This is a genomic window from Enterococcus sp. XAF26B05_ASV22 (assembly GCF_056727285.1).
In genome coordinates, this window is sequence record NZ_CM161538.1 from 2,231,924 (window position 1) to 2,246,731 (window position 14,808).

The following is a 14,808-nucleotide window of genomic DNA, read 5'->3' on the forward strand; positions in this document are numbered from 1 at the left end:
AATAAATGAAGGCGAGGCGAACGCCTCACCTTCATCGCTTGTTATTGATCTTTGCCGTGGCAATTTTTGTATTTCTTGCCACTCCCACATGGGCAAGGATCGTTACGGCCTATTTTTTCGTCAACATGAATAGGTTGCTTCTTAGCACTTGTGTTACTTTGAGGCTCATCTTCTTCTGTTGGATGAACAGCTTCACCTTGTGCAACTTGTTCACGTTGCACATTTTGACGGATTTCAGATTTCATAAATAGACGCGTTACTTCGTATTCAATGGCTCCAATCATTTCTTCAAACATATTGTAGCCTTCTGTTTGATATTCAACTAATGGATTATTTTGTCCATACGCACGTAAGCCCACAGACTGACGTAATTGATCCATCGCATCGATGTGATCTGTCCATTTTGTATCTACAACACGTAATATGACAACTTTTTGGAATTCTAGAATTTGTTCTGGCCCATTTAATTGTTCTACTTTGACATCATAGACTTCTTGAGCACGTTTCACTAAGTAATCTTTGATATCTTTTGGTGACTTCCCTTCTAAATCTGCTTTAGAAATAGAATCTTCATGAACCAATGTAGAAGAAGCAAAATCAACAATTCCATCAAGATTCCAATTTTCTTTTTCTAATTGTGTATGGCTGTCTACCACACGTGTGATCGTACGTTTCACCATATTTAGTAATGTATCAGTCAATTCTTTATCTTCCATGATAACTTCTTGGCGTTGTGCATAAATCACTTCACGTTGCTCACGCATTACATCATCATATTGCAAGACATTCTTACGTGTATCATAGTTATTCCCTTCAACACGTTTTTGGGCTGACTCTACTTGTTTACTTAACATTCTACTTTGGATCACTGCATCTGATTCTTCAATATTCATACGATCCAAGAATGCTTTGATTCTTTCTGAACCAAAACGTTTCATCAAATCATCTTCAAGTGATAGATAGAATTGAGAAACCCCCGGATCCCCTTGACGACCTGCACGCCCACGCAATTGATTATCGATACGGCGTGATTCATGACGTTCTGTACCAATCACAGCTAAACCGCCGAGTTCAATAACGCCTAGACCAAGCTTGATATCAGTACCACGACCAGCCATGTTGGTCGCAATCGTTACCGCTCCTTTTTGACCAGCATTCATGATGATTTCAGCTTCTTTAAAGTGATTTTTCGCATTTAACACTTCATGCGGCACTTTTTCTTGATTTAATAACTCTGATAATAATTCAGACGTTTCAACAGCTACAGTACCAACTAAAACGGGTTGACCATTATGGTAACGTTCTTTGATGTCTTGAACTACTGCTTTAAATTTACTTTGTAGTGTTGGGTATAATAAATCCGCACGGTCATCACGAACGATTGGACGGTTTGTTGGAATTTGGAAAACCTGAATGTTATAAATTTCACGGAATTCTTCTTCTTCTGTTTTAGCAGTCCCCGTCATCCCAGCTAATTTTTTGTACATACGGAAATAGTTTTGGAATGTAATTGTTGCCATTGTTTTTGTTTCATCTTCGATTTCTACGCCTTCTTTAGCTTCAATCGCTTGGTGTAAACCATCTGAATAACGACGACCATCCATGATACGACCAGTAAATTGGTCAACAATCAAGACTTTCCCTTCTTGAACCACATAATCGATATCACGTAACATGATAAAGTTCGCACGTAGGGCTTGATCCATATGATGTGTCAAGGCTGTATTTTCAATATCATAAAGATTTTCTAAACCAAAGTTTTCTTCTGCTTTTTCAATACCTGCTTCGGTTAAACTAATTGTTTTAGATTGAACATCGATTTTGTAGTCTTCGTCTTCTTTTAGACGTTTAACAAAATTATCCGTACGTGTATAAAGTGCTGTTGATTTTTCTGCTTGTCCAGAAATAATCAGCGGCGTACGAGCTTCATCAATCAAGATTGAATCGACCTCATCTACGATTGCATAATTCAATGGACGTTGTACCATTTGATTACGATAAACAACCATGTTATCACGTAAGTAATCAAACCCTAATTCATTATTAGTACTGTAGGTAATGTCGCAGTTGTAAGCATCACGTTTTTCTTCTGATGTTTTTGAGTTGATATTCAGTCCAACTGTTAAGCCTAAGAAATTATACAATTCGCCCATCTCGTCAGAGTCACGGGTTGCTAAATATTCATTGACTGTTACTACATGAACCCCTTCGCCAGTCAATGCATTTAAGTAAACTGGCATTGTAGCAGTCAACGTCTTCCCTTCACCCGTTCTCATTTCTGGGATGTTCCCATCATGTAAGACAATACCACCCATTAATTGAACGCGGTACGGATATAATCCTAAGACGCGTTTTGCTGCTTCACGAACTACCGCAAAAGCTTCTGGTAATAATTGATCTAGTGTTTCACCTTTTTGGTAACGAGATTTGAACTCATCTGTCTTTGCCTTTAATTCTTCATCGCTCAATGCTGCAATAGCTGAAGCATGAGATTCCACTTGACCAGCAATTCCGTCCAAGCGTTTTAGTTCTTTTTTATCATTTTCAATCATCTTTTTTAAAAAATTAGCCATGTTTTTAAGTGTTCCTTTCAATAAGCTCTATTTATTTTTTGCACTAAATGCACAATCATCCTTTCTATTTTATCACTACTTGCTAAGAAAGGAAATAACTTCTCTTAATATTAATAATATATTATATCACTTTTTATGTACTTATTCTAAAAATAAGGAAAAAAGAGACTTCGGCAAAACGTATGCCGTCTTGCTTCAGTCTCTTCCAAATCGAATAGTTTAAAATAATCGACCTTTGATAACCTTGTTAAATCAAAGGGACTTAATCTGTTTCAATTAAACCATATTTGCCATCTTTACGACGGTAAACAATACTGGTTCCATTTGTTTCTGAATCTTCAAAGATAAAGAAGTTGTGTCCTAACATATTCATTTGTAAAACAGCTTCTTCACTATCCATTGGTTTTAATGAAAGACGTTTTGTACGAACGATGTCTAATTCTGGCGTTTCGTCTGGTGTTTCTTCACCATTTAAGAAAATAGCTGCTTTAGCAGTATTCATCCCAGTTTCACGAGATTTACGGTTAATTTTTGTTTTAAATTTACGAATTTGTCGTTCTAATTTATCTACAACTAAATCAACACTTGCATATAAATCAGGTGATGTTTCTTCAGCACGTAAAACTAAATAAGGTAAAGGAATAGTAACCTCGACTTTTGCTGTCTTTTCAGTATAGACTTTTAAGTTAACATGAACAGTCGCTTCAGGTGAATCACTGAAATAACGTTCTAGTTTACCAACTTTTTTCTCTACATAGTCTCGGATTGCTTCAGTAACTTCGATGTTTTCTCCACGCACATTGTATCTAAACATAACGATTACCCCTTTCATCTGCCACTAAAGAAGGAATAAAAGGACCACTCTGTTATCCTTCTTCTTAATTCTATTATAACGAATTATATTCCTTTTGCCAACCAAATTGCGGTCGATTTTTTATTTTAATTGTTCTGCTATCTCGCGATAGAAAACGTATACAGTTTTGAAGGATCATTTTCCAAAATAACCTGTGCAGCATGAAAAATCGTCCGACCTGTTGTATAAATATCATCCACTAAAAGGATGTCTTTATTTAGGACAGCTTTTTGCCCTTCTAGCGTCAGTTTGAAAGGTTGTTTTAACGCCATTCGTTCTTTCCTTGTTTTTTGCACTTGTGATAAGCTATCTGCAAAACGAACAAGATAGGGCTGATAACAGATATTCGCTGCATCCAATAAGCCTTCAACTTGATTGAAGCCCCTACTCTTCATTCGTTCAGTTGAAATCGGCATCGGGATCACCAAAAAGTTCTTTTTTTGCTTGAAGTATGTCTGCAAAAATTCCCTAAAACTATATCTAAGTCCATAATTCCCTTTAAATTTGTATTCTTCAAACCATTCTTGCATCGCTGGATTGTATGAAAAAAGGGCTTCATGATGAAAATCATACTTCGGATAAAGCTGTTGCCATCTTATGCAATCATTGCAGTATGTATTGTTAGACCGACGTTGACATCCATAACAGCTTCCTTTTCTTTCCAATAATATGAATTCTTTGACACACTGGGAACACAGTTGTTCTGACACTATTTTTTGTGGCAAAAAAATTTCCTTGATTGTTAAATTTCTGGTGATCCTTTGACTACAATAATTACATCTCATCAATCAAGCCCCTCTCGATACCTAATGTATTCATTTTTTTGATCTGCTTTATCGCTTCTTTCATTGCCTTCGTACAGCCGTCATGCAAGAACCAGACTTCCCCAGCAGTGTATTCTTTTCTTCGGTCGACTCTACCAGCAATTTGAACAAGAGCTGATGTTGCAAAAACATCATGATTTGCTCCTAAAACAATCACCGAAACACCATCAAACGTCACGCCTCTTTCTAATATAGTGGACGTCAATAGAATTCGATATTCCTTGTTTCTCATCTTTAGAACTTTTTCTAATCGCTCTGGGTCCTGTGAATGAACACATGCTAATGGTACTTCTGGAAAATGCTTTTCAACAGCTTCCTTCAACTTTTCCATTAAAGAAATACTTGGACAAAAAATCAGGACATCATTTTTTGTCACTAATGTGCGAATTTTCGTTACAAGGGTTCTAGGACTGTTCCCTTTCTTTATTTTCTCATGCCACTTAGAACACCATTTCAATTTTGGGACCGGCAAGACTCTTCGATGATAGCGCGCTGGTAAAATGCTCGTTTTTAATTTATTTTGAGCTGTTTTTTTTGTTAATTCTTTGGTTGGCGTTGCAGTGAGATAAACAAGTGAACTAGTTTGCTTGATTGCTTGACCGACACCGTATTGTAGAAGTTCGTTATCGACAAATGGAAAAGCATCTACTTCATCGATGATCAATACATCAAATGCTTGAAAAAAACGTAATAGTTGGTGGGTTGTGCATACTACAAGCTTATTATAGCGATACTGTTCTTCCATCTTTCCGTGAAGAAGAATCGTTGGCTCTTCTGGAAAAACAGCCTGTATTCTAGGGAAAAGTTCCAGACAAACATCTACTCTAGGCGAGGCAATCCCAACGCGAAAGCCGCGTTCTAAAGAATAGTGGATTGTTTCAAACAACATCTCGGTCTTTCCAGCACCGGTAACCGCCCAGATCATTCTAGATTCACCTTTCTTCACCGATTCTAAAAGATCATTGGATACTGCTTGTTGTCCTTCAGTGAGTTGCCCTTCCCAAGCAAAATTGACCGTTCTCTTAACTGGGTTTGGTTCAGGTAAATGATAAAACTCATGACTAGTATCTACTCTGCCTAATTGAATGCACGCTGGGCAAAAATAATGACGATTCGCCAGTTGGACTGTGTTCTTATTGTGAATCTGACCACAGCGTAAACATTGAATCGTTTTTTCATTCACATCTTGCATTGTCACCAGCTTTTGGCTCTGTCGTTCAGCTTGTTCGATATGTTCAATTTCTTTTTTTAAAACTTTTCTCCCCCATAACTCTTTCATTTATCCCCTCCATTGTTAACTTACGCAATTTTAACGGACTATTTTTTCTTGTTTCAACTTTTTAAGTCGTTATCTAGGACATCATGAAAAAAGCGACTCATTCTTTTTCCAAAAATAAGTCGCTTTTTATTTAGTTAAATGAGTTGCTTAGTCAGATGAAGAAAATGAAATTGACATTCAATTCGAGTAAAAAACAAAACAAGTGAGTCAAAACTTAAAACAAGTCTTGGCTCACTTATTGTACTAGTTATTTTCAATTAGATTCAATGCTTGTTGTAAAACTTTTTCCCCGTTCATCATGCCATAATCTGCCATATTGATTACTTCTAAAGGAATGCCTTTTGGTTCCAAACGTTTCTCAAAATCATTTTTCATAAAGCGAACTTGTGGGCCTAATAATAACACATCCACGGGCTTACTTTCTAGGTTGTTATCTGCATCAGAAGCAGAAACTGCAAATATATCTGCATCCAAACCTTGTGCATCTGCTGCTTTTTGCATCTTTGTTACGAGTAAGCTTGTACTCATACCAGCTGAACATACAAGCATAATTGTTTTTTTAGCCATGTTAGCCATCTCCTTATTCTAATGATAATATAACACTGTTTATATTCTCTTTACCCATAGTATAGTAAAAAACTGAATTTTGTCAACGCTTCCCGCTTATGAGTTATTCTGATTTTGCAATTAAAAAAAGCCACTTAGATTTCAGTAATTTATTAAAAACTACGTATTCTTTTCCAATATTGACTTGTACAACTTGATAACTAGCATTGAGCCAACCATATGCACCTTTTTCAGGATGTTTGTGATCGTTTGCCCACCAATCGACATCTGTTCGTGCCGTTTTAGGAAGTCCTGAATGTGAGAAAAGTAACTCGTCAAACTGAGTAAACGTTAAAGTTACTTGTGACCCGCCATTGGTTGTTAAATAATGGGTAACGCTATCATATTTCTTTTGACGCTCTTTTGCCAAATCAGTCACTCCTTCTTTCTTTTTATAGCTTTATTTACCAGGAACTAGCTTTACTATATTCCCTCTCTTTTTAATGATTATCTCATAAAAGTCTAAAGAAGCAAATGATGGTCTCTTCTCCATTTTGTAGAGAATAGTTGCTTCTCAGCTTTATTTTTTTTATACTTGAAGTATTATGTAGTAAAGGACTGAGCAGATGCTTGATCGTTATTTTACCATTCGCTCTGACGGGGAAAGTGAAATCGAGATAAAAAAATCTCGTTTTATCTGCTCTCTTAAACGAGTCTATTCAGAAGCGGAAGCCAAAGAATTTATTGCTCAAAAGAAAAAAGAGCATTGGAAAGCCACTCATAATTGCAGCGCGTTTGTGATCGGTGAAAAAAGCGAGATTCAGCGTAGTAATGATGATGGTGAACCTAGTGGAACAGCCGGAACCCCTATGCTAGAAGTTTTAAAAAAACAGGAATTGATCAATGTCGTCGCTGTTGTCACTCGTTATTTCGGTGGTACTAAACTTGGCGCTGGCGGGTTAATTCGGGCATATAGTCATGCAGTTTCTCATGCCTTGAATGCTATTGGATTGGTTGAAGGAAAATTACAGCTAGAAATTCGTTTAACAATCAGTTATCCTAACCTAGGTAGCGTTCAAAACTTTATGGAGCACAATCCATATACTCTAAAAGACACGATTTACGGAGAACATGTTGAGGCGATTTGCTTGGTAGATGAGGCAAGATCCGAGCAATTTTTGTCAGAAATCGTGGAGCTATTAAACGGACAAGTCACTTTTGAAGAAGGCGAATGTTCTTATCATGAATTACCAATTATAAAAAAGGAGCAAACAGATGACATTTGAAGAAGTATTACCTCATATAAAAAACGGGGCAAAAGCGGTAAGAGAAGGTTGGGGCGGATTTGAATTGTACATTGAGATCAGGGATGAGATTGGCACATCGGATGGTACATTTCTTCAAGTGACTCCCTATTTTTTGATCAAAACATCCGACGAGGGATATAGTATGTTTTCACCAACGCCATGTGACGTTTTGGCAGAAGACTGGAAAATCGTCAGCGTTGATTAAAGATTCTATAAAAAAGTCTGGGACAAAAGCTTATTTTCGAAGCCTTCAAATCTTAGTGCTTTAGCACTTAGAATTTGATGTGATCGAAGCGAAGCGTAGTGATTGCTTCTGCTCCCACCGTTTATTCGCATCTGGGGTGTGAAATAAAAGTGATTTTACTTTTGTCCCACACCCTTTCTTATAGCATCAAGAAAAGAGGGCCATGGATGCATTTCGATGAATATAGAAAAAAAACGATTTTTATAACTGGCGCAGCTTCTGGTATAGGGCAAGCACAAGCCGTTGCTTTTGCAAATCAAGGAGCCAATGTATTAGGCTTCGATCTTGATGAGATTGGCTTAGCTGCAACAATAGAAAAAACAAATGATGTTACTGGACAATTTTCTGCTTACATTGGCGATGTTTCCGTAAAAAGGGATATCGCGGCTGCAGTTAAACAAGCAAACAGCTTATTTGGTCCTATCCATATCTTACTGAATACTGCTGGTATTTTGGATGACTATACACCGACTTTGGAAACAACAGAAGCTATGTGGGATCGCGTATTATCGATCAACTTAAAAGGAACTTTTTTAGTGACCAACCAAATTTTACCGCAAATGTTAGCAGAAAAACACGGCGTAATCATCAATATGGCTTCGATTGCTGGTATGGTTGCAGGTGGTGGCGGAGCAGCCTATACTGCCTCAAAACACGCTATTATCGGCTATACTAAACAATTGGATCATGACTACGTGAAACAAGGTATTCGCGCAAATGCGATTGCTCCTGGTGCAATTCAAACCCCCATGAATGCCGCTGATTTTGCTGGTGATGGAAAAATGGCGGCTTGGGTTGCGAACGAAACGCCAGCTGGACGTTGGGCTAAACCGGAGGAAGTTGCTTCGTTATCCCTTTTTCTGGCAAGCGAGCAAGCAGATTATATTCATGGAACCGTCATGACAATCGATGGTGGTTGGTTGGAAAAATAATCTACTGAAATGATCATAACTGCTTTACAAATGCTCTGATTTTCGATACCATAAAAAGCAGTCAAGCAGTTTTTACAAGCTAGCTTCACCAGTTTCAGCACTATGACACTTCAGTTGGCAGTATTCTCTTGTCACTTCCTTTGGTCATAGTTATTACTAAAACAGAGCATCTGTTTTACAAAGGAGAACACAAATGAATAATCCAAACACCCAGACTAACGCCTGGTCTGTCATTTCTTTGACAAAAATGGCTTTAATCACGGCACTCTATGTCGTTGTCACAATTTTTTTAGCGCCTTTTAGTTTTGGTGCTATTCAACTCAGATTCTCAGAACTATTTAACTTTTTGCCACTGTTCAACAAACGGTACATTCCAGCCGTAACATTAGGGGTAGCCATCTCAAACATTGCTTCACCTTTGGGTTTAGTTGATGTCATCATCGGCAGTGTATCAACATTTTTTGTATTGCTTTTATCTTACTATGTAACAAAACAGTTAAAAAGCCCTATCAAGAAAATGGTTTTAACAGCAATTATTTGTTCACTTTCGATGTTTACGGTCGCTGGACAATTGACCTATTTTTATCATCTTCCGTTTTTCTACACATGGCTAACAGTTGCAATCGGTGAATTGCTGTCTATGACGGTTGGTGGCATTTTGATTTATTGGATCAGTAAAAATATTGATTTAACACAATAAAAAAAGGGAAATGACTGTTGACGACTCTTCACTAAAGATGAGACGACATGATTCATTTCCTTTTTTGTTTATTTTTCTAAATAAAATTCAAAACGGTTCCCTACATATTGTGTTCGTACATATTCAAACGGTGTACCGTTGTCAAAATAAGAGATTTGACGTAAACGAAGAATTGCATCACCACGTTTTATTTTTAAATAATCTGCAATTTGTTCTGAAGCTAACATCGCCGAAATGGTCTGATTCGCATGACCAATTTTATTGTTGCCTTTTTCTTCTAGCGTTTTATAAAAAGAATTTGTGATTTCCGCTTTGCTATATTGATCTACTAACGAGTATGGCACACTCGCAACCTCAAAACAAATCGGCAAATCATCCGCAAACCGAATCCGCTCCATGCGTACGATTTGTTCATTTTCTTTCAGATTTAATTTTTCCATCTCGCTAGAACTTGGTTTAGCTACATAATAGGAAACAGTCCGGCTGGAAGGGACCCGATTTTGCGAAAGCATGATATCTGTAAAACTGGTTGTTCCCGTCATTTTTTCTTGTACTTTTTTGCGGGCAACATAGGTTCCTGAACCGATTTTACGTTCCAAAATCCCCTCATCTGCAAGTGTTTGAATCGCTTGCCTCAACGTCATTCGACTGACGTTGAAATGGATCGCCAGCTCTCGTTCTGATGGAAGCCTGTCTCCAATCTTCCAAACACCATGTTCAATGTCCTCTTTAATTTTATCGTGGATTTGAATATAAACCGGTAAACTTGACACCATCTTACTTCCTCCTTTTTATTCCCTTTCATTATAACTGGTATATACCTCATATACAACCAAAAGTTCCAACTATAGCAAATGAAAGAGTCAAAGATACAATTTGGTATGCTCCAGTCGGAAAAAAATGTTCTTTCCAATAAAGAACGATTTTAGGCTCCTCTTTATTGTATGCCGAAGTATGAACAAAAAGAAACAAAATTGAATACTAGTAGAAACTTCCATTTGAGGTTATCCTTACAGAAAAGGAAAATGTGAGTGGGAGATAACATTTCGCGCTATCTCTCACTCACAAAGAATTTGTCTAAATCATGGAAGCAGAATGCCTGGCAATGCTCCAATTCATTCAAATTATTTTATGAATGAACGTTTTCTTCTTCCATCATCTTATTAGCTGTTGCCATCATCAAACGAATTCGATTCAGTTGATTCACTAATGATACGCCCGGATCATAATCGATTGGTGCAATGTTGGCTTTAGGGTATTGTCGTCGCAACTCTTTCGTTACACCTTTTCCCACAACATGGTTCGGTAAGCATCCAAAAGGCTGCATACACACGATGTTATTCACGTCCGATTTTAGCAACTCTATCATTTCTCCAGTCAAGAACCACCCTTCACCAGTATGATTTCCGATTGACAGAATCTTCCCTGCTTCTTCAGCTAGCTTATGAATAGAGCTCAGCCCCTCAAAACGTTTGGAATTTCTCAATGCTTTGTCCATCGGTTTTTCCACATATTCAATGATCCGAATTGCAAATTGAGCTAAGGTTTTACTTTGTTTAGACATGCCCATATTGTCGTATTTCCAAATTTGATTGTATAATGAATAATTCATAAATCCAACAATATCCGGCACAACCGCTTCTGCTCCTTCAGCTTCAAGCAAACGAACGATATCATTATTCGCTGTAGGCGAATATTTTACTAAGATTTCACCAACGATTCCCACTTTAGGTTTCTTGACTTCATTCAATGGGATTTCATCGAATTCTTTGATGATTTTTTTCATATTTCGATTGAATAAGGTCAATGAACCATTACGGACATTCCTTTCGATTTGTTTTAACCATTTAGCGTGAAGGGCGTCAACCATGCCGACTTGTGTTTCATAAGGACGTGTGCGATAAACGACTCGTTCAAATAAATCCCCGTACAAAAAGGCTACAGCTACACGTTTCAACATTGGTAATGTAAATTTAAAGCCAGGATTAGACTCAACACCTTTGTTTCCCATCGAAACAGAAACCACAGGGACTTGCGGAAAGCCTGCATCATTCAGGGCTTTTCTCAACAATGGGATATAATTCGTTGCTCGACAACCGCCGCCTGTTTGTGTCATCATAACACTGACATGATCCAAATCGTACTCCCCGCTTTCTAGCGCTTCAACTAATTGACCAATCGAAATAATTGCCGGATAACAGGCATCGTTATTCACATATTTCAGACCGACATTTACAGCTTCTCGATCATCTGCGGGTAAACAAACAACATTATAACCAGAAGCTTGTAAAGCGACATCTACTAAACCAGATTGATGAATCGGACTGAGCATTGGTAATAATAGCGTATGCGTTTTTTTCATTTCTTTCGTAAAGATGATTTTTTCTGGTTCCTCGTGTTGAAGTTTTGGTTCGAAATTCATTTTTTCTCTCTCCCCAACAGCTGCTTTTAGGGAACGTAAACGAATACGAATCGCGCCTAAATTCGATCCTTCATCAATTTTCAAAACAGTATAGATTTTTCCATATTGATCCATGATTTCTTCTACCTGATCCGTTGTAACTGCATCTAAACCACAACCAAATGAATTCAACTGAACGAGTTCAAGATTCTTCGATTTCGCTACCACTCGAGCTCCGAGCATACAAGCGTGAATGATACACCCATTGATTCACAACACGTAAATTTCCGACATCACTTAAATGAGAAACACAATCTTCGGTCAATACATGGAACCCTTCTTGTGTAATCACATCCGCAATACCATGATTGATTTCTGGATCTAAGTGATATGGGCGACCAGATAAAACAATTCCCTTTTCCCCTTTTTGATTCAGCATTATCAGTGTTTCTTCCCCTTTGTTACGGATAGCTTCTTTGAAAGAATCTAGCTCTTCATAACCGTGACGCAATGCTTGTGTAATTTGTTCTGCTGATATTCCTAGGTCTGCAAAGGTTTCGCTCAAAACCTTTGCAACAGATTGTTCATTTGCTAAATTAATATACGGGTTACGATAATCAACTTTCCCATCGCGAATATCATCTACATTGTTACGAATAACATCAGGATAGCTTTGTACGATTGGACAGTTAAAATGATTATCTGCTTCGGCTGATTCTTGCCGTTCAAAAACGACCCCTGGGTAAAAGATCATTGGTATGTTTGAATCAATCAAAGCTTGAATATGACCATGCGTAATTTTGGCTGGATAACAAGCTGTATCACTCGGAATCGTCTCCATTCCTTTTTCATAAAGTTCTTTATTTGAACGTGGTGATAACTCTACCCGAAATCCAAGATCTGTAAAGAACGTATGCCATAACGGATAATTTTCATACATATTTAAAACACGAGGAATGCCAATTCTGCCATGAATAGCATCTTTTTCTTTTAACGGATGATATTTAAATAGTTTACGGTATTTATAGTCAACCAAATTGACTCTACGATCTTCTCTTTTTACTTTGATTCTAGCGCCACGTTCACAACGATTTCCAGTCACAAATTGGCGTCCGTCAGAAAAAATCGTCACAGTCATCATGCAGTTATTTTCACACAAGCCACAATGCGTAAACTCTTTATCTGCGGTAAACGTATCCAACTCTTCAAGACCAAGGATCGTTGTTTCCTGTCCTAATTCGTAGTTTTCTAATGCAATCAAAGCAGCCCCATACGCGCCCATCAAACCTGCAATAGAAGGACGGACAACTTCGCGTTCGCTGATCAGTTCAAAGGCTCGCAAAACAGCTTCGTTATAAAACGTTCCACCTTGGCAAACGATTTTCTTTCCTAATTCTTCTGGACGTCGAACTTTGATTACTTTGTAAATCGCATTTTTGATTACGGAGTATGATAATCCCGCAGAAATATCCCCAACAGAAGCGCCTTCTTTTTGAACTTGTTTGACTTTTGAATTCATGAACACCGTACAACGAGAACCTAAATCAACGGGTGCTTTAGAACTTAGCGCTTCAAGTGCAAAGTCTTTTACATCAAAGTTCAATGATTTGGCAAACGTTTCAATAAACGAACCACAACCTGAAGAACACGCTTCATTCAATTGGATCGAGGACAACACACCATCTTTAATGGTCATCGCCTTCATATCTTGACCGCCGATATCTAAAATAAAATCAACACCTGGTTGAAAATGATCTGCCGCTTTGTAATGAGCCATAGTCTCGACTTCTCCGATATCAACTTTCAACGCATTTTTAATTAAATGTTCACCGTATCCGGTCACAGCAGATTTTCCAACAAAGACATCTTTTGGTAATTGTTGGTATAATTCTTTCAATACTTTCATGGTCGTTTCTAGAGGTTGTCCTTGATTATTTCCGTAAAATGAAAATAATAAGTTTCCTTCTTCATCGATCAACGTAACTTTTGTCGTTGTAGATCCTGCATCGATTCCTAAAAAGGCAACACCATGATGATCAGCTAACGCTTTTTCTTGCGCTTTTGCTTGATCGTGACGTACTCTAAATTCTTTTAGCTCTGCTTCATCTTGAAATAATGGTTCTAATGTATCGGTTGGTTTTAATTGTTCTTGGTCTCCTTTTGTCAGACGGTGGATTAAATCTGTTAAGCTAGTTGATTTAGCCCCTTCCGAATAAATGGCGGCGCCCATCGCTACAAATAGTTGCGGATTTTCTGGAAAAATAATATTTTCTGGTTTCACATCTAAGGTTTCAATGAATCGTTTTCTAAGTTCAGACATGAAGAAGAGAGGACCACCTAAAAAGGCGATTTTCCCTTTGATTTTTCGTCCTGCTGCAAGTCCTGCAATTGTTTGATTGACTACTGCTTGAAAAATACTGGCTGAAATGTCCTCTTTAGCGGCTCCTTCGTTGATCAAAGGTTGAACATCTGTCTTGGCAAAAACACCGCATCTTGATGCGATCGGGTATATCGTTTGATAGTTTTTAGCTAGTTCATTCACGCCATTCGCATCTGTTTTTAGCAACACAGCCATTTGGTCAATAAAAGCTCCCGTTCCACCAGCACAGCTCCCATTCATCCGCTGTTCTAATGCTCCTTCAAAAAAGGTGATTTTTGCATCTTCACCACCTAGTTCAATCGCTACATCGGTTTCTGGAATGATTTCCTCTACTGTTTTCGTACAGGCGATCACTTCTTGAACAAACGAAATGTTTAAAACATCTGCCAACCCCATGCCACCAGATCCTGTAATTGTCATGGTAATCGGCGTTTCTTCACCCAATTCAGTCATCGCTTCATTCAATACTTTTTCGGTTGCTGCTTTTACATCTGAGTAATGTCGTTCATATTTAGCAAATTTGGTATGATTTTCTTCGTCAATAATTACCAATTTCACAGTTGTCGAACCGACGTCTATTCCTGCTCTTAATGTCATATGTGTTATCTCCTTAAATTTCATACCCTTTTATTCGCAACACTTTGTTGATTATCCTACAAGGTGTCTGATATAATACTTATGTATATTTTAGGAAGATTCTAATGGAATTGCAACAAGCAAAACATCCAAATTTGTGAGATAAACAACAAACTTCCAACTATTGTTGATT

The 14,808-nt window shown here is 37.7% G+C and carries 11 protein-coding genes and 1 pseudogene; 4 read left to right on the plus strand and 8 right to left on the minus strand.

Features of this window, described 5'->3' with window-relative positions:
* Positions 1 to 41: 41 nt before the first annotated feature.
* The 6 genes from secA to AC1PU0_RS11055 form a co-directional block, all read right to left on the minus strand.
* On the minus strand, positions 42 to 2,573 hold the full coding sequence (gene secA / locus AC1PU0_RS11030) for a preprotein translocase subunit SecA (RefSeq protein ID WP_206848160.1): 2,532 nt from the start codon (positions 2,571 to 2,573) through the stop codon (positions 42 to 44).
* 262 nt (positions 2,574 to 2,835) lie between these two features.
* Entirely contained in the window at positions 2,836 to 3,387 is a 552-nt protein-coding gene (gene hpf / locus AC1PU0_RS11035; protein ID WP_010760772.1) for a ribosome hibernation-promoting factor, HPF/YfiA family, read from the minus strand.
* Positions 3,388 to 3,524: 137 nt separating this feature from the next.
* Entirely contained in the window at positions 3,525 to 3,842 is a 318-nt protein-coding gene (locus AC1PU0_RS11040; RefSeq protein ID WP_479998325.1) for a ComF family protein, read from the minus strand.
* A 358-nt stretch (positions 3,843 to 4,200) separates the two neighbouring features.
* Positions 4,201 to 5,529, minus strand: a complete 1,329-nt coding sequence (locus AC1PU0_RS11045) for an ATP-dependent helicase ComFA (RefSeq protein WP_111247348.1) — start codon at positions 5,527 to 5,529, stop codon at positions 4,201 to 4,203.
* Between the two features lie 243 nt (positions 5,530 to 5,772).
* Positions 5,773 to 6,096 carry a PTS sugar transporter subunit IIB gene (locus AC1PU0_RS11050; protein ID WP_069655581.1) on the minus strand — a complete coding sequence of 108 codons (324 nt, stop codon included), beginning with the start codon at positions 6,094 to 6,096 and terminating at the stop codon, positions 5,773 to 5,775.
* 103 nt (positions 6,097 to 6,199) lie between these two features.
* Positions 6,200 to 6,505, minus strand: a complete 306-nt coding sequence (locus AC1PU0_RS11055) for a DUF7662 domain-containing protein (protein WP_206848155.1) — start codon at positions 6,503 to 6,505, stop codon at positions 6,200 to 6,202.
* Between the two features lie 196 nt (positions 6,506 to 6,701).
* Here AC1PU0_RS11055 and AC1PU0_RS11060 point away from each other — a divergent pair, with 196 nt between their 5' ends.
* From AC1PU0_RS11060 to AC1PU0_RS11075, 4 genes are all read left to right on the plus strand, one after another.
* Positions 6,702 to 7,361 (plus strand): YigZ family protein, encoded by a 660-nt coding sequence (locus tag AC1PU0_RS11060; RefSeq protein WP_111247347.1) that lies wholly within the window; start codon positions 6,702 to 6,704, stop codon positions 7,359 to 7,361.
* Positions 7,351 to 7,587: a DUF2829 domain-containing protein gene (locus AC1PU0_RS11065; RefSeq protein WP_069655578.1), complete on the plus strand. Its 237-nt coding sequence runs from the start codon at positions 7,351 to 7,353 to the stop codon at positions 7,585 to 7,587. The genes AC1PU0_RS11060 and AC1PU0_RS11065 overlap by 11 nt, the downstream gene beginning before the upstream one ends.
* 206 nt (positions 7,588 to 7,793) lie before the next feature.
* Positions 7,794 to 8,558, plus strand: coding sequence for a 3-oxoacyl-ACP reductase (locus tag AC1PU0_RS11070; RefSeq protein WP_206848154.1), 765 nt, complete (start codon positions 7,794 to 7,796; stop codon positions 8,556 to 8,558).
* A gap of 193 nt (positions 8,559 to 8,751) precedes the next feature.
* Complete coding sequence (locus AC1PU0_RS11075) at positions 8,752 to 9,258, plus strand: QueT transporter family protein (protein WP_069655576.1); 507 nt, start codon at positions 8,752 to 8,754, stop codon at positions 9,256 to 9,258.
* A 68-nt stretch (positions 9,259 to 9,326) separates the two neighbouring features.
* On the opposite strand, the gene AC1PU0_RS11080 is transcribed toward AC1PU0_RS11075, so the two are convergent.
* Both AC1PU0_RS11080 and AC1PU0_RS11085 read right to left on the minus strand, forming a co-directional pair.
* Positions 9,327 to 10,034: a GntR family transcriptional regulator gene (locus AC1PU0_RS11080; protein ID WP_069655575.1), complete on the minus strand. Its 708-nt coding sequence runs from the start codon at positions 10,032 to 10,034 to the stop codon at positions 9,327 to 9,329.
* Between the two features lie 353 nt (positions 10,035 to 10,387).
* Positions 10,388 to 14,636: pseudogene (locus AC1PU0_RS11085) on the minus strand (acyl-CoA dehydratase activase-related protein).
* Positions 14,637 to 14,808: the final 172 nt, after the last annotated feature.